The organism is Massilia soli, from assembly GCF_016809835.1.
Taxonomy (GTDB): Bacteria; Pseudomonadota; Gammaproteobacteria; order Burkholderiales; family Burkholderiaceae_D; genus Telluria_A; species Telluria_A soli.
In genome coordinates, this window is record NZ_JAFBIL020000005.1 from 222,348 (window position 1) to 237,505 (window position 15,158).

At 60.0% G+C, this 15,158-nt stretch carries 14 protein-coding genes and 1 pseudogene; 6 read left to right on the top strand and 9 right to left on the bottom strand.

Annotation, left to right across the window (positions count from 1 at the left end; genetic code table 11):
* Positions 1 to 161: 161 nt before the first annotated feature.
* The gene (gene pnp / locus I4X03_RS13660) at positions 162 to 2,291 is read right to left on the bottom strand and encodes a polyribonucleotide nucleotidyltransferase (protein WP_223468789.1); all 2,130 of its coding nucleotides are present in this window, start codon (positions 2,289 to 2,291) and stop codon (positions 162 to 164) included.
* A 162-nt stretch (positions 2,292 to 2,453) separates the two neighbouring features.
* Positions 2,454 to 2,723 carry a 30S ribosomal protein S15 gene (gene rpsO, locus I4X03_RS13665; protein ID WP_119812589.1) on the bottom strand — a complete coding sequence of 90 codons (270 nt, stop codon included), beginning with the start codon at positions 2,721 to 2,723 and terminating at the stop codon, positions 2,454 to 2,456.
* Between the two features lie 176 nt (positions 2,724 to 2,899).
* Here rpsO and I4X03_RS13670 point away from each other — a divergent pair, with 176 nt between their 5' ends.
* Positions 2,900 to 3,400, top strand: coding sequence for a hypothetical protein (locus tag I4X03_RS13670; protein ID WP_223468790.1), 501 nt, complete (start codon positions 2,900 to 2,902; stop codon positions 3,398 to 3,400).
* 20 nt (positions 3,401 to 3,420) lie between these two features.
* Here the strand turns inward: I4X03_RS13670 and I4X03_RS13675 are convergent, their stop codons facing one another.
* Positions 3,421 to 6,792: a DUF4214 domain-containing protein gene (locus I4X03_RS13675; RefSeq protein ID WP_223468791.1), complete on the bottom strand. Its 3,372-nt coding sequence runs from the start codon at positions 6,790 to 6,792 to the stop codon at positions 3,421 to 3,423.
* A gap of 226 nt (positions 6,793 to 7,018) precedes the next feature.
* Here I4X03_RS13675 and I4X03_RS13680 point away from each other — a divergent pair, with 226 nt between their 5' ends.
* Both I4X03_RS13680 and I4X03_RS13685 read left to right on the top strand, forming a co-directional pair.
* A complete protein-coding gene (locus I4X03_RS13680) occupies positions 7,019 to 7,495 on the top strand; it encodes an RDD family protein (protein WP_223468792.1) in 477 nt (158 codons plus the stop codon).
* A 95-nt stretch (positions 7,496 to 7,590) separates the two neighbouring features.
* Positions 7,591 to 7,986, top strand: coding sequence for a hypothetical protein (locus tag I4X03_RS13685; protein ID WP_223468793.1), 396 nt, complete (start codon positions 7,591 to 7,593; stop codon positions 7,984 to 7,986).
* A gap of 74 nt (positions 7,987 to 8,060) precedes the next feature.
* Here the strand turns inward: I4X03_RS13685 and I4X03_RS13690 are convergent.
* Positions 8,061 to 8,507 (bottom strand): annotated as a pseudogene (locus I4X03_RS13690) (alpha-isopropylmalate synthase regulatory domain-containing protein); the annotation flags it as partial.
* Between I4X03_RS13690 and I4X03_RS13695 the strand changes: the two are divergent.
* Both I4X03_RS13695 and I4X03_RS13700 read left to right on the top strand, forming a co-directional pair.
* Complete coding sequence (locus tag I4X03_RS13695) at positions 8,507 to 8,761, top strand: hypothetical protein (RefSeq protein ID WP_307735367.1); 255 nt, start codon at positions 8,507 to 8,509, stop codon at positions 8,759 to 8,761. The pseudogene I4X03_RS13690 and the gene I4X03_RS13695 sit on opposite strands and share 1 nt — an antisense overlap.
* A 119-nt stretch (positions 8,762 to 8,880) precedes the next feature.
* Positions 8,881 to 9,354, top strand: coding sequence for an RDD family protein (locus tag I4X03_RS13700; protein WP_223468794.1), 474 nt, complete (start codon positions 8,881 to 8,883; stop codon positions 9,352 to 9,354).
* A 5-nt stretch (positions 9,355 to 9,359) separates the two neighbouring features.
* Here I4X03_RS13700 and I4X03_RS13705 read toward each other — a convergent pair whose 3' ends face one another.
* A complete protein-coding gene (locus I4X03_RS13705) occupies positions 9,360 to 9,731 on the bottom strand; it encodes a VOC family protein (protein ID WP_223468795.1) in 372 nt (123 codons plus the stop codon).
* 105 nt (positions 9,732 to 9,836) lie between these two features.
* On the opposite strand from I4X03_RS13705, the gene I4X03_RS13710 reads away from it, so the two are divergent.
* Positions 9,837 to 10,532: a hypothetical protein gene (locus tag I4X03_RS13710; RefSeq protein ID WP_223468796.1), complete on the top strand. Its 696-nt coding sequence runs from the start codon at positions 9,837 to 9,839 to the stop codon at positions 10,530 to 10,532.
* Positions 10,533 to 10,583: 51 nt separating this feature from the next.
* On the opposite strand, the gene I4X03_RS13715 is transcribed toward I4X03_RS13710, so the two are convergent.
* From I4X03_RS13715 to ilvC, 4 genes are all read right to left on the bottom strand, one after another.
* Positions 10,584 to 12,128, bottom strand: a complete 1,545-nt coding sequence (locus I4X03_RS13715; RefSeq protein WP_223468797.1) for a 2-isopropylmalate synthase — start codon at positions 12,126 to 12,128, stop codon at positions 10,584 to 10,586.
* 61 nt (positions 12,129 to 12,189) lie between these two features.
* Positions 12,190 to 13,053, bottom strand: a complete 864-nt coding sequence (pssA, locus tag I4X03_RS13720; RefSeq protein WP_223468798.1) for a CDP-diacylglycerol--serine O-phosphatidyltransferase — start codon at positions 13,051 to 13,053, stop codon at positions 12,190 to 12,192.
* A 125-nt stretch (positions 13,054 to 13,178) separates the two neighbouring features.
* On the bottom strand, positions 13,179 to 13,922 hold the full coding sequence (locus I4X03_RS13725; RefSeq protein ID WP_223468799.1) for an SIMPL domain-containing protein: 744 nt from the start codon (positions 13,920 to 13,922) through the stop codon (positions 13,179 to 13,181).
* Between the two features lie 207 nt (positions 13,923 to 14,129).
* Complete coding sequence (gene ilvC, locus I4X03_RS13730; protein ID WP_223468800.1) at positions 14,130 to 15,146, bottom strand: ketol-acid reductoisomerase; 1,017 nt, start codon at positions 15,144 to 15,146, stop codon at positions 14,130 to 14,132.
* Positions 15,147 to 15,158 lie beyond the last annotated feature (12 nt).

A 15,158-nucleotide genomic window follows, 5' to 3' on the forward strand; every position in this document is an offset into this window, starting at 1 on the left:
CTTGTGGCTGTAGCTTCTAAAACGACGCTTGGCTGCCGAGCGATTCGTGTCAAGCAGAATATTCCGGACAGCAGTGCGCTTTCGAGGGAACGACGATACGAAAAAAAACCGCCAGACGCTTGCGCGCTGGCGGTTTTTTGCTGGCCTAAGCCAGGTGCTAATTACACAGCGGCAGGCGCTTCGGCTGCACCTTCAGCGGCCTTCATCGACAGCTTCAGGCGGCCGCGGTCGTCGGTCTCGAGGACCTTGACGCGCACTTGCTGGCCTTCTTTCAGGTAGTCGGCAACGGCGTTCACACGCTCGTTGGCGATCTGCGAGATGTGCAGCAGGCCGTCCTTGCCTGGCATGACCTGAACGATCGCGCCGAAGTCCAGCAGCTTCAGGACCACGCCGTCGTAGGTCTTGCCTACTTCGACCGATGCGGTCAGCTCTTCGATGCGGCGCTTGGCTTCCTGGCCGGCAGCGGCGTCAACCGACGCGATGGTCACAACGCCTTCGTCGCTGATGTCGATCTGGGTGCCGGTCTCTTCGGTCAGCGCGCGGATGACTGCGCCGCCCTTGCCGATGACGTCACGGATCTTCTCCGGGTTGATCTTGATCGTGATCAGGCGTGGTGCGAAGTCCGACAGTTCGGTCTTCACGTGCGGCATTGCCTTCTGCATTTCACCCAGGATGTGCTGGCGGCCTTCTTTGGCTTGCGCCAGTGCCACTTGCATGATTTCCTTGGTGATGCCCATGATCTTGATGTCCATCTGCAGCGCGGTAATGCCCTGGGCAGTACCAGCCACCTTGAAGTCCATGTCGCCGAGGTGATCTTCGTCGCCCAGGATGTCCGACAGGACTGCGAACTTGCCGCCTTCCTTGATCAGGCCCATCGCGATACCGGCAACGTGTGCCTTCATCGGCACGCCAGCGTCCATCAGTGCCAGGCAGCCGCCGCACACCGACGCCATCGACGACGAACCGTTCGATTCGGTGATTTCCGATACCAGGCGGACCGAGTAGCTGAAGTCTTCCGGTGCCGGCAGCGCAGCGATCAGCGCGCGCTTGGCCAGGCGGCCGTGGCCGATTTCGCGGCGCTTCGGGGTGCCAACACGGCCGGTTTCGCCGGTGGCGAACGGAGGCATGTTGTAGTGCATCATGAAGTCGTCGGTGTACTCGCCCATCAGCGCATCGATCTTCTGGCTGTCGCGTGCGGTGCCGAGGGTGGCAACCACCAGCGCCTGGGTTTCACCGCGGGTGAACAGCGCCGAACCGTGGGTACGCGGCAGGATGCTGGTGCGGATCGCGATTGGACGCACGGTGCGGGTGTCGCGGCCGTCGATACGCGGCTCGCCGTTCAGGATCTGCGAACGGACCACTTTTGCTTCGATATCGAACAGGACGTTGCCGACATCGACATTGTCCGGCGCCGAGACGCCGCTTGCTTCCGCATCCGACTTCAGTGCCGCGTAGACGTCGGCGAAGGTGGACTTCAGCATCGCGGTACGGGCGACTTTGTCCTTGATCTGGTAGGTCTCGTTGATCTTCGCGCCAGCCAGTTCGTTGACGCGGGCGATCAGCGTTTCGTTCTTGGCAGGTGCGGTCCACTCGACTTCCGGCTTGCCGCCGTCGCGTACCAGTTCATGGATCGCGTCGATGACAGCTTTCATCTGGTCATGACCGAACACGACTGCGCCGAGCATGATTTCTTCCGACAGCTGCTTGGCTTCCGATTCGACCATCAGCACAGCGGTTTCGGTACCGGCGACAACCAGGTCCATTTCCGAGGTCTTGAGCTGGGTGGTGGTCGGGTTCAGGATGTACTGGCCATTGGCGTAGCCGACGCGCGCTGCGCCAACCGGGCCGTTGAACGGTACGCCGGAGACCGACAGGGCGGCCGATGCGCCGATCATCGCGGCGATGTCAGGATCGATCTCCGGGTTCACCGACAGAACGTGGATGATGACCTGGACTTCGTTCAGGTAACCTTCTGGGAACAACGGGCGGATCGGACGGTCGATCAGGCGCGAGGTCAGGGTTTCTTTTTCGGATGGACGGCCTTCACGCTTGAAGAAACCGCCTGGGATTTTACCGGCTGCGTAAGTTTTCTCGACGTAGTCGACCGTCAGCGGGAAGAAGTCCTGGCCTGGCTTGGCATCCTTGCGCGCAACGACGGTTGCCAGCACGACGGTATCTTCGATCGATACCATCACGGCGCCGGAAGCTTGACGAGCGATTTCGCCAGTTTCCAGGGTCACGGTGTGTTGGCCGTACTGGAAGGTTTTGGTAACTTTATTGAACTGTAACATGGGTAATCCCTTTCTATTTGCCGACAGATTTTCAGGAGCTGTCGTTCACCTCACCACAGACAACCGAAGTTGCCTTTACGACTTATTTACTGCTTTTTAAATGAAAAATGCCCGCGACAGCGAACTGACGCAGGCATTTCACTAAATCTTGTGCGGCAAAAATTACTTACGCAGGCCGAGTTTAGCGATCAGGTCACGGTAGCGACCCAGATCTTTGCTCTTCAGGTAGGACAGCAGGCTCTTACGACGGTTGACCATCATGATCAGGCCGCGGCGCGAGTGGTGATCCTTCTGGTGTGCCTTGAAGTGGCCGTTCAGTTCGTTGATGCGTGCGGTCAGCAGTGCGACCTGAACTTCTGGGGAGCCGGTGTCGTTCTGACCACGAGCGTTGTCCGCGATGATCGCGGCTTTGTTGATGTTTTCTACGGACATGATGTTACCTTTCACATGCGGTGCAAGAGTCGGAACCCAGCGCACCGTGAACTTCGATGGATAAAGCTGACCAAAAGGCCAGACGCGCAAGTATATGTCAAAACGCATCGTGCAGCCAGTGATGATTGCAATCGACTGGTGCATGATAGGAGTTTTCCGGGCCAGGAGTAGTTTTTATGCAAAAACTTATCAAGATGCTCATTGTTGGAAGTGCGGCCGCGCTCGCTGGCTGCGTTGGGATGACGCGCACGGCGCCGGTTCCGGGCGACACGGTGGCCGATACACAGGCGAAATTCGGCGCGCCGACGGCGGTCTATGCTGCTCCGTCGGGACAGGTAATGGAATACGCGACCGGTCCGATGGGCCAGTACACCTGGATGGCCAAGGTCGGCCCCGACGGACGGCTGGTGTCGTTCGAACAGGTGCTCACCGGCGAGAAGTTCGCCACGCTCAAGATCGGCAAGGCGCGCAAGGAAGACGTGCTGCGCACGATCGGCAGGCCGGCCGAGACCTCGTTCCTGTCGCTGCCGCAGCTGGAAGTCTGGTCCTATCGCTACAAGGAAGCGGGCGTGTGGAACTCGATGATGCACGTTCACTTCGACCGCAGCGGCGTGCTGTCGATGATGCAGAACGGGCCCGACCCGATGTACGAAGAGCGGCGCTTCTTCCTTGATTAAAGGTCGAGCAGCGCCGCGCCTTAGCCGTATGGCTGGTAAAGAAAACCGTTACCGATCACGCTGGCGAGCGCGCCCTGGTTCTCCGCCGATTCGCTGAAACCCGTCAGCACTTGGTCACGCGTCGCGCCATTGGCGAGCGAGTTCACCCAGAAATCGATTCCGCCCTGCTCCCCTTTGCGGTGCAGGATGTTGTCGTAGAGTAGATCGACGAACTGCGCGTTCGTTGGCGAGGCGCCGTACAGCGTGCGGAACTCGTCGCTGGCGACGAAGTTGCTGGCCACCGTGGTGAGGGCCATGCCGCGATCCATCTGCGCAATCCAATAGCCGAGCCCGCCATGGTCGGGAGCGCGGTCGAACGCCGCCTGGTACAGGCGGTAGGCCTGCCCGGCGTTCCCGCTGATGTCGAGGGCAATGGCGCCATCGGCAAACAGCAGGCGTTCAATGCCGGTCAAAGCATCGCCTGTGGCCCCATTCCGATAGACGACCAGGGCATCGCCGCCGTTGCGCACCACGCGGTAATTTGCCATGCTCTCGGCATACGGGGCGGTATCGATGCCAGCGCCGCCATCAATGCGGGTGCCATTGCCAAAGCCCGTCATCAAGTCATTGCCTGTCGTGGCTGTACTGGCGATCGCCGTCGTGGTGAACGTAAATGATTTCACGCCAGCATACGGATTTCCCGCGTAGTCCATGACGCTTCCAACGGGCAGTTCCAGCGTATAGGTAGTGCCCGCGCGCAGCGTAGCATCGGCCGCCATGATGAGCTTGTTACCAGTTTCGATAGGAGCCTGAAGCGCGATTGCGCCGCCCGATCCCGTGCGTAGCAAGATCGGGCCACCACCAACTTTAACGCCTTCACTGAAGGTCAGCACGAAATCGCCAGTGAGGCTGACGCCGGTTGCGCCATTGGAAATCCACTGCGCCGCCAGGGTCGGCGCGACGGTATCGTCGACTACTTCAGTCGCCTTGACGGTGTACGTTCCGGCATTTTTATCATACCCATGGGCTAACAGGAAATAGTCGCCCGTTTCCCGTGCCGTAAACTGGATGTAAGGCGAGCCGCGATTGGCTTCCGTTGCGATCGTATCGAGCCGCATCGCGTCGGGCCCAAGCAATCTGAAGATGGAGCCGCTCTGTGTATCCAGAGTACCGCCGCCACCGAGCACGCCGATCAGTTCGAAGGCATATGTCTTGCCGGCTGTTAGCGACACCTTGAACGCGTCTTCATCAAAGATATGTTCGAGCCTGCCTTTGGTTTGGCCGTTGATGGCGACAACACCCGCTGTCGACCCGGTAGAGCCGAAGTCGTCGCGCCCGACGGAATAGGCATTGATCGCATACGATCCCACACCGCCGCCCGCTGCGCCATCCATGGTCACCAGATAGTCGCCGGACGAGGTCGCGTCCACCACAACATATTGATAGCCCAAGCTGAAATCGCCGGTTCCCTGTCCAACACGGGACACGCCGCTGCCATCGACTACCTCGATATCCGTATAGCCGAACGAGTCGGCGACCGGCCGGGTCTTGACCTCGATAACGTATTGGTTGCCTGCAGTGACCGCCAGCTTGAAGCTGTCGCGGTCGCCCATCACCTCCAGGGCGCCAGCCTGGGACACCCCCTCGGTGAGGCGGCCAGCAGTTGCACTGGTGTGCCCGAAGTCGTCGTTTGGAATTTGCTTGGCGGCGATCGTGTAGGCCCCACTGCCGCTCGGCGCCGATAATTCAAAAAAGTATTTCCCGCTTGTCGCAGCGGCGAACGTCAGCTCCAGCCCATCCAGGCTCCACGACGGACTGCTTGCCAAAGGGTTGCCGTTGGAATCGAGGATTTTTGCGATAACCGACGCGTCGAAGCTGGTCGCATCGGCGCTCGCGGTAGTGAACGAGTAACGCTGGCCAGCGGTCAAGGTAACGCCAAACCAGTCGCGGTCACCGCCGCCCGACGTCAGCTTGCCGGAGACGGAACTGCCGATGACCAGTTTTCCGGCCGTCGCCGCGGTCACGCCGAAATCATCGGTCTCAAGTGTGGCTTTGAACGTGAATGCGCCGCCCGTCGGTCCTGCCGATGCCGACACATAATAGGTGCCGCTACTTTGCGGTGTGAAGGTGTGCGAAAGCAGCATGCCTCCTTCTGAGTACACGCCTCCGGCAACAGTCGAAATGGCCATGCCCACGCCGGTGCCCGCCCTGCCGGATGCCATTTCGAACACGTAGCTTTTACCGGCCTGCAGGTCCAGTTTCAAGACGTCGATATCGCCAGCGCCGTCGAGCACGCCGCTGACGGTGGCGCCGAGCGCGACGGCACTAGCGTTGGCGTAATTGTCTCCAAAGTCATCGCCCGCGACCGGACGCACCCATTTCAGTGTGTAAGGGCTGCGCGTCACGCCATTGAATAATTGTTCGCCATCGACGACGAAGTAGTAGTCGCCTGCGGTGGCCGGCGTGAACGTCAATGTCGCCCTCCCCGCCGCTGGTGACGATTGCGACAGCGGCACCCATTCCCCGGCCGCGTTTCTCAGAGAAATACTGAGAGCAGAAATATCCGAGAGATGGGCAGCAAGTTCGAACGTGTACGCAACACCCGCGGCAAGGGTCGTCTTGATGTAATCCGTGTCGGCGCGGAACTGGATCGCGCCTGTGATATCGGCGCCGGCACGCAGGACTGCGGTGGTGCTCATGTCCCCTGCATAGTCATCGGTGGCCAGCGTGCGCGAGACAATCGAATACGTCCCGGGCTGGTGCGAACCGACAGCAACATAATAATCGCCGGTTACCGATGGATTGAAGGGGTAGATCGGATACTCGACACCGTTGCTGTCGAATATCTGCATGCCCCCGGGTGATACGAAGGGCGCTACTGTCTCGCTGCCGAACGAATAATGCTTGCCGGCTTCTGCCCGGAACCGGAACCAGTCGATATCGCCGGCGAACTCGAAAGTGCCACTGGCTTTTCCTGATGCGACCAACACCCCTGCTGTCGTGGCATTGCTGGCGAAATCATCAGCCACTGCCGGCTTGATGGCAGCGGCCACGTTGTAGCTGCCGTATTGGTGTGCGTCAGGGTTCCAGCTTCGCGTCTCAAGGAAGTAGCTACCAGACACCTTCGCCGTGTACTCGAAGGTGGGGCCGAACTGCCCTGAGCCAGACTGGTCCCAGAGCAGTGCGCCACCGGGACCGCGCAGTGCGAGTTCAGTAGAACTGAACGACGTGAAGCCACCCAATCCGGTAGGATGCGATGGCATCGAAAAGACGTACGAGGTACCTGCAACAAGGTCGACTTTCACCCAGTCCGAATCATACTCACGGTCAATACGCCCAGTCAGCGTGCCGCCAACCGTCAGTACGCCAGTGGTTGAGGAATCCCCTGGGAAGTCGTCGGCTGCGTGCGTCATAGAAATGATTAACCGTTAAATTGAATTGGAAGTAGCTTACCAGAAACACACGCTCCAAGTTGCAAGTTTATTAAGTTACTTGCCAATATGCATAACGCATCAGCGACTTTCATACACGTTCAGATGAGGGATCTTCGGTGCGACGGAACAAGCGTCTATGCATTACAGATTGCTGTCTATGTAGGGGGGTATTGTCGGTCGCAAGACCACCACACGCGGAGTAAAAATGCTGCAGCAACAAGAGTCCGAGATCGAATACGCTGGGTTTTGGTCTCGGGTTGGGGCAACGCTGATCGACACCATCATTCTCATGATCGTCTCGATACCGCTGCTGCTGGCCTTTTACGGTACCAGCTACTGGGAGAACACATCGTTCGTCGCTGGCCCGGCCGGCTTCCTTATTTCCTATGTTCTGCCGGCAGTCGCCGTCATCCTGCTGTGGATCAAGTTTTCGGCAACCCAGCGAAAGATGGCGATTGGCGCAACCGTGGTCGATGCCCGGACCGGCGGCAAACCAGGGACCTCCCAGTTTCTCATCCGCTACCTCGGCTATTTCGTCTCCACCATCCCACTGTTCCTCGGATTGATCTGGGTTGGCATCGATCCGCGCAAGCAGGGCTGGCACGACAAGATGGCCGGCACGGTCGTGGTCAAGCGGAAGGCTGGCGGGGCCGTGCCAGTCCGCTTCGACCAAGCAGGCTAAACTGCCGCCTACGCCATGGAATGCAGGCCGATCATATTGCCTTCGGTATCAGTGACCAGGGCAATGTGGCCGTACTCGTTAGCACAAGAGGTCCGATGACCAAACAGACTGGCTCCCATGAGGGAAAAATACCCCGATTAAATACTTTTATGGGGCTCACGATCGCTTGCCTCTCAGGACTTGCGTTGGTATTTGGCATCGCAGCGCCCGGCTTAGGGTGGGCGATTTCCGTCTCTATTTTATTGTTAGCAACCGCGCTTGCAAAAATAATCCGAGCGCGCTGGCTAACAGCTTCCATTGCGATCTCGATCGTTCATTTGTTGGCTTTCGGCCCTTTAGCAAATTTCGAGCTTCAACCAGGCGTATCTGCGACATTCGCCTTCTGGATAATTATCCTACCGCTGACGGTAGCCGCTGTTGCCGTTTGGGCCGTCATGGAAAAACGACCGAAAAAAAGACCTACTGACAAGGCGAAGATCGGCCATTCGTAATCCGTCCGCCTGCGGTCTTGGCCAACGAGGTTTCGGGCGAATGTGCATGTTGCCAAAAGCCAGGCCGGGTACGTTTATAGCTGCGGATTGACCCGCTCGATTTTTGAATGCAGCTTGTTCAGCCCTGACAGATACGCCTTGGCTGACGCGACGACGATATCCGGGTCGGACCCCACACCATCGACGATCCTGCCCGACCGCGACAGGCGCATGGTCACTTCGCCTTGCGATTCGGTGCCATTGCTGATCGCATTAATCGAGAACAGCACCAGCTCGGCGCCGCTGGCGGCCTGCTTTTCAATCGCGTTGACTGTCGCGTCGGCCGGGCCGTCGCCCTGCCCTTCGCAGGTGTGCTCCTTGCCGTCCATGGTAAACACCACTTTGGCCGTCGGTGTCTTGCCCGTTTCGGACTGCTGCGCCAGCGACACGAAGCGGTAATGCTCGCCTTCGCTCGCGTGCTCTTCATCCGATACCAGCGCCATGATGTCCTCATCGAAGATCTCCGACTTGCGGTCGGCCAGTGCTCACCGGCGAGAAGTTCACCACGCTCAAGATCGGCAAGGCAGCCAAGGAAGACGTGCTGCGCACCATCGGCAGGTCCGCGGAGACCTCGTTCCTGTCGCTGCCACAGCTGGAAGTCTGGTCGTACCGGTACAAGGAAGCGGGCGTGTGGAACTCGATGATGCACGTTCACTTCGACCGCAGCGGCGTGCTGTCGATGATGCAGAACGGGCCCGACCCGATGTACGAGGAAAAGCGTTTCTTCCGCGACTAGCGGCCGGTCCAACCCGGCAGTGGACGCCGCAGGAAAACGCGTATGCCGCGCGCATTGCGCGATGGTTGATCGGGTGTTATCGTCAGCAACATCTCATCGTCAACGCGGAACGGGCACCAATGGAACAACAATTGTCGGACGTCGAATACGCGGGCTTTTGGTCGCGCGTCGGCGCCACGATCATCGACACCATCATTTTGATGATCGTCACCGTGCCGTTGTTATGGACCATTTACGGAGCCAGCTATTGGGAAAGTGACGCGCTGGTCGCCGGCCCCGCCGACTTCGTGGTGTCTTACCTGCTCCCGGCAGTTGCAGTGATCCTGCTTTGGATCAGGCTTTCAGCAACGCCCGGCAAAATCGCGATCGGCGCGACCATTGTCGACGCCAGGACGGGCGGCAAACCAACCGCGGGGCAGTTTGTCATCCGTTACCTCGGCTATTTCGTGTCTACCATTCCGCTTTGCCTTGGACTGATCTGGGTAGGCTTCGATTCGCGCAAGCAGGGCTGGCATGACAAGATGGCCGGCACCGTCGTCATTAAACGCAGGGGCGGCGGCGCCGAACCCGTCAGTTTCGACCAGCCAGGCTAACGCGGTTATTCCATCGAATGCAGGCCGATCATATTGCCCTCGGTATCGGTGACCAGGGCGATGTGACCATACTCACCGATGGAGAATTTCTCTTTTTCGACCTTGCCGCCGAAAGTGGCCGCCTTCGCCGCCTCAACCGCGCAATCATCGCATACGAAGTAGACCAGAACACTGTTTCCGCCTGACGGAATACCCGGCATTTTCACCAGCGCGCCGGGTGAGCCGTAGCGTTCCGAGTCCATCGGAAATGCCAGCATCTCGATTCCCGGACTCGGCAGCGGAGCCAGCGGTGTGCCGAATACGCCTTCGTAAAAAGCCTTCGCACGCTCCATGTCCTGCACGTAGATTTCAAACCATCCAACGGCGTTGCTGTTCATGGCAATCCTTTCGAAGTTCGGTGTGGTTGAGGGTAGCGGTATGCTGCCACGGAAAGATTGGCAAGACAATCAGCCGAGGCTGGTTCTTGTTTATGATTCTGCTGAATGATGCTGACTTCGCCCCTCCTCCGAAATGACCGCCGCGTGGGCGCGCTTGCGCTGACGCTCGGCATGCATCTGGTTATCGTGTACGGCTGGCATCTCAATAGCCGCATTCGTGACCATGAGGACAGCGACGCCGGCAGCCGGATTCAATGGCTGCTGGTTCCGAAGGCTGAACCCGTCGCGGCGCCAAAGCCGAAGCCGCAGGTATCAAAGCCTGTTGCCGCAGCGCCCCGGCCGCAGGCGTCGGCAGCGCCGGTGGCGCCATCGGATGAGGCTCCATCTTTGCCAGCCGATGTTGCCTTGCAAGACGCGCCGACACCTGCTCCGGTAATAGGTCTGCTTGACCGCGCGCGCAGCGCCGTCGGGGAAATCGATCGCGGTTTGCAAGAAGCGAACACGAGCAAGCTGATTCGCGCGAAACCGGTCTCCACCCAGATGCGCCTGGAACGCGCGATGCAAAAGGCCCACGACATGGCGCCGAACAAATGGTACGAGGCGCCCAAGGTGACTGAGATCATTGACCCGGGCGGGTACGGCCGGCGCCGCTATCGGGTAGTCGGGGCGAACGGTACCTATTGCATCACGGTCGAGTCGAACCACGCGCCCGATGGCATCGATACCATGCAGCATGGAATAAAGCCGAAGCTGACCAATTGCGACACCGACGAACAGGCCGCGACGAAGCAGGATTGGTAGCGCCGCATGCCCGACTCGGCATGGGCTCCCGCATTCGCGGGAGCGACGGCTCTACAGCTGCGGATTGACCCGCTCGATCTTCGAGTGGAGTTTGTTCAGCCCTGACAGATAGGCTTTCGCCGAGGCCACGACGATGTCCGGGTCGGACCCCACACCATTGACGATCCTGCCCGAACGCGACAGGCGCATGGTCACTTCGCCTTGCGATTCGGTGCCATTGCTGATCGCATTAATCGAGAACAGCACCAGCTCGGCGCCGCTGGCGGCCTGCTTTTCAATCGCGTTGACTGTCGCGTCGACCGGGCCGTCGCCCTGCCCTTCGCAGGTGTGCTCCTTGCCGTCCATGGTAAACACCACTTTGGCCGTCGGTGTCTTGCCCGTTTCGGACTGCTGCGCAAGCGACACGAAGCGGTAATGCTCGCCTTCGCTCGCGTGTTCTTCATCCGATACCAGCGCCATGATGTCCTCGTCGAAGATCTCCGACTTGCGGTCGGCCAGCTCCTTGAAGCGCGCGAATGCGGCGTTCACTTCTTCCTCGGTCTTGAGGTCGATGCCCAGCTCCTGCAGGCGCTGCTTGAAGGCGTTGCGGCCGGAGAGCTTGCCCAGCACGATCTTGGTGGCGGCCCAGCCCACGTCTTCCGCGCGCATGATCTCGTAGGTCTCGCGCGACTTGAGCATGCCGTCCTGGTGGATGCCCGAGGCGTGTGCAAAGGCGTTGGCGCCGACCACCGCCTTGTTCGGCTGTACTGCGAAGCCGGTGATCTGCGAGACCATCTTGGATGCGGCCACGATCTGCGTGGTATCGATGCCCAATTCGAGCTTGAAGATGTCCGGACGCGTGCGCACCGCCATCACCACTTCTTCCAGCGCCGTGTTCCCTGCGCGTTCGCCCAGGCCGTTGATGGTGCATTCGATCTGGCGCGCGCCGCCGATGGTGACGCCGGCCAGCGAATTGGCGACCGCGAGGCCAAGGTCGTTGTGGCAGTGGACCGACCATACGGCCTCGTCGGAATTGGGAATGCGCTCGCGCAGGCGGCGGATGGTTTCGCCGAACACTTCCGGCACCGCGTAGCCGACGGTGTCGGGGAAGTTGATGGTGGTGGCGCCTTCGGCGATCACCGCTTCCAGCACGCGGCACAGGAAGTCTTCTTCCGAGCGGCTGCCGTCTTCCGGGCTGAACTCGATGTCGTCGGTGTACTGGCGCGCGTAGCGGATTGCCTGCTTGGCCTGTTCCAGTACCTGCTCCGGCTGCATGCGCAGCTTGATCTGCATGTGCAGCGGCGAGGTGGCGATAAAGGTGTGAATACGCTTGCGCGGCGCCGGCATCAACGCTTCGGCGGCGCGTGCGATGTCGCGCTCATTGGCGCGCGACAGCGAGCAAATGGTGGAGTCCTTGATGACGCTGGCGATCGCGCGGATCGCTTCGAAGTCGCCCGGCGAGGCAGCGGCGAAGCCGGCTTCAATCACGTCGACCCGCAGGCGCTCAAGCTGGCGCGCGATGCGGACTTTTTCGTCGCGGGTCATCGAAGCGCCCGGCGATTGCTCGCCGTCGCGCAGGGTCGTATCAAAAATGATGAGGCGGTTCGAGTTGGTCATGGAGGGGCTCCGTCATAGCTAAATAAATAGCAGGCGCCCCGCCATCGACCAAAGTCGACGGTCAGCGGCGCTCGCTCGCGTCAACCGGCTCGTCGTCGGTCTGCACGATGGACACGGGCTTGCCTTTTGCAAGGCGCCACAGGTACACGGCATAACCGGACAAACCATATAAAACAAAGATCGGCATCAGGACTTTCGGCGGGTCGATCGATACCAGCGCCAGCGCCAGTGCGATCAGGAACACCACGATGAACGGTACCGACTTGCGGAAGTTCACGTCCTTGAAGCTGTAATACGGTACGTTGGTGACCATCGTCAGTCCGGCGAACAGCGCGATGCCGAACGAGATCCACGGCAATTGGAAGCCGCTGATTAACAGGTCGTCCATCAGCAGCACAAAGCCCGCCACCATCGCCGCCGCCGCAGGGCTTGGCAAGCCCTGGAAGAAGCGCTTGTCGACGACTTCGATATTGGTGTTGAAGCGGGCCAGGCGCAGCGCGGCGCCGGCGCAGTAGACGAAGGCGGCGATCCAGCCAAGCTTGCCCAAGCCGCGCAGCGACCATTCGTAAATCACCAGCGCCGGTGCGGCGCCGAACGACACCATGTCGGACAGGCTGTCGTACTGGGCGCCGAATTCGGACTGGGTGTTGGTCAGGCGCGCGATGCGGCCGTCCAGGCTATCGAGGATCATCGCGATAAAGATCGCCCACGCGGCGTATTCGAAACGCTGGTTCATCGACATGACGATCGCGTAGAAGCCGCAGAACAGCGCCGCTGTGGTGAAGGCGTTTGGCAGCAGGTAGATCCCGCGCGAGCGCACCGGCATGCCGTCGGCATCGAATTTCGGGCGGCGGCGGAAACGGGGAATTTTCGCGGCTTTCGCGGACAGGGTTCCGGGCTTTCGGCGGCGTGGGAAGGTGGGCATAAGTTTCCGTTTCAAGTGATTGTGTCGCTCTTTGCGGCCGCGCCAGGTTCAGGCGCGCCTGTGCCCAGGTATGCCGGGCTACCTTATTATAGTGGGCAGCCCGTCAACTTAGCGAACAGATACTGTTACTTGAATTTCACCTTTCCTACGAGACGCATTTGGAGGGTGGTTTCGCCCGGCTCGAAGCTGGGTTCGGCGACCTGGCCGGAGTCAGCCATCTTGGCAGAGCGCATGCTGGCCATCTCCATTTGCTGCGGAGCGCCGGCATAGTTGCCTGAGCCTTCGAAATCGACCGTATCGAGCACGGCTTCGCCTGGCTGGCGGCCCATCGCCTTGGCAATCGACGCGATCCGCTCGTTCAGGTTGCGGTAGGTGACGGCAATGCGCTGGTCATCCAGCTTTTTGGTGGTTTCCGCCGACAGGCCGTAGTTCAGGCCATTCAGACCCAGTACTTTCTGGGCGGCAGCGGTGGTTTTCGGCAACCCCGTCAGGTTATTCGTCTTGACTTCCAGGTACTGCCCGACGCGCCAGCCGACGATGCTTGGCTTTGGCATGGTGCCGTTCGGCAACGGGCGCACTTCCGAATGCACCGGGTAGGTGTAGTAGCCGTAGGTCTTCAGCTTGGCCTGCGGATCTTCCTTGCGGATGATCTCGGTGCCCTGCTTCATTTTCTGGTTGACGCGCGAAGCCGCCGCGGCCTTGTCCTTGTCCTGCTCTTCAATCATGAAGTGCGCAAGCGCCTCGTCGTTGGCGTGGGTGACTTCACCGAAGGCCGGGACGACGACCATGGTGCCGCTGGTCGATTGGGCGAATGCTGCTTGCGATGCCAGTGCGACACTGGCGAGGACGAGGATGGTTTTGAGCGACATTGTTTTTCTCCAAGGGTTGATGTGCGGGCGACCGCGTAGTATCAACAATACAATCAAATCAATAATCGCTGTGCCACGGAAATATATGGTTGCACATTGGTTGATTTGTAACCTTGGTGGGAATGGGCGGATCATAGGGTTTCCGCCTGCGCCGGAACGACGGCAAATCGTCGTTCCCGCGCAGGCGGGAACCCATGCATGACTTGCTTAGTTCTTGGACTGATCCACCAGCTTGTTCTTGGCAATCCAAGGCATCATCGCGCGCAGCTTCTCACCGACCTGCTCGATCTGGTGCTCGGACGTCAGGCGGCGGCGCGAGATCAGCGTCGGGGCGCCGGCCTTGTTTTCAAGAATGAAGCTCTTCGCGTATTCGCCGGTCTGGATGTCCTTCAGGCACTGGCGCATCGCTTCCTTGGTCTGCTCGGTAACAATGCGCGGGCCGGTGACATACTCGCCGTATTCCGCATTGTTCGAGATCGAATAGTTCATGTTGGCAATGCCGCCTTCGTAGATCAGGTCGACGATCAGCTTGAGCTCGTGCAGGCACTCGAAGTACGCCATTTCCGGCGCGTAGCCCGCTTCGGTCAGGGTCTCGAAGCCAGCCTTGATCAGCTCGACCGCACCGCCGCACAGCACTGCTTGCTCGCCGAACAAGTCAGTCTCGGTCTCTTCACGGAAATTGGTTTCGATGATGCCGGCGCGGCCGCCGCCATTGGCCATCGCATACGACAGCGCGATGTCGCGCGCCGAACCGGACTTGTCCTGGTACACCGCGATCAGGTGCGGCACGCCGCCGCCTGCCGCGTAGGTGCCGCGCACGGTGTGGCCCGGCGCCTTTGGCGCGATCATGATGACGTCGAGGTCGGCGCGCGGCACAACCTGGCCGTAGTGGACGTTGAAGCCGTGCGCGAAGGCCAGCACCGCGCCTTGCTTGGCGTGCGGCGCGACGTTCTCGCTGTAGACCTGGGCGATGTTCTCGTCCGGCAGCAGGATCATGATGATGTCGGCGGCCTTGATCGCGTCGTTGACTTCGGCAACCTTCAGGCCCGCCTGCTCAACCTTGTTCCACGAGGCGCCGCCTTTGCGCAGGCCAACGGTGACGTTGACGCCGGAGTCGTTCAGGTTCTGTGCGTGCGCGTGGCCTTGCGAGCCGTAGCCGATGATGGCGACGTTCTTGCCTTTAACGAGGGAGAGGTCGCAGTCTTTGTCGTAGAAAACGTTCATGGTGTGGGTTCC

Coding starts and splice junctions, on each gene's coding strand:
- pnp (WP_223468789.1), bottom strand. CDS start 2,291: ATGTTACAGTTCAATAAAGTTACCAAAACCTTCCAGTACGGCCAACAC.
- rpsO (WP_119812589.1), bottom strand. CDS start 2,723: ATGTCCGTAGAAAACATCAACAAAGCCGCGATCATCGCGGACAACGCT.
- I4X03_RS13670 (WP_223468790.1), top strand. CDS start 2,900: ATGCAAAAACTTATCAAGATGCTCATTGTTGGAAGTGCGGCCGCGCTC.
- I4X03_RS13675 (WP_223468791.1), bottom strand. CDS start 6,792: ATGACGCACGCAGCCGACGACTTCCCAGGGGATTCCTCAACCACTGGC.
- I4X03_RS13680 (WP_223468792.1), top strand. CDS start 7,019: ATGCTGCAGCAACAAGAGTCCGAGATCGAATACGCTGGGTTTTGGTCT.
- I4X03_RS13685 (WP_223468793.1), top strand. CDS start 7,591: ATGACCAAACAGACTGGCTCCCATGAGGGAAAAATACCCCGATTAAAT.
- I4X03_RS13700 (WP_223468794.1), top strand. CDS start 8,881: ATGGAACAACAATTGTCGGACGTCGAATACGCGGGCTTTTGGTCGCGC.
- I4X03_RS13705 (WP_223468795.1), bottom strand. CDS start 9,731: ATGAACAGCAACGCCGTTGGATGGTTTGAAATCTACGTGCAGGACATG.
- I4X03_RS13710 (WP_223468796.1), top strand. CDS start 9,837: ATGATGCTGACTTCGCCCCTCCTCCGAAATGACCGCCGCGTGGGCGCG.
- I4X03_RS13715 (WP_223468797.1), bottom strand. CDS start 12,128: ATGACCAACTCGAACCGCCTCATCATTTTTGATACGACCCTGCGCGAC.
- pssA (WP_223468798.1), bottom strand. CDS start 13,053: ATGCCCACCTTCCCACGCCGCCGAAAGCCCGGAACCCTGTCCGCGAAA.
- I4X03_RS13725 (WP_223468799.1), bottom strand. CDS start 13,922: ATGTCGCTCAAAACCATCCTCGTCCTCGCCAGTGTCGCACTGGCATCG.
- ilvC (WP_223468800.1), bottom strand. CDS start 15,146: ATGAACGTTTTCTACGACAAAGACTGCGACCTCTCCCTCGTTAAAGGC.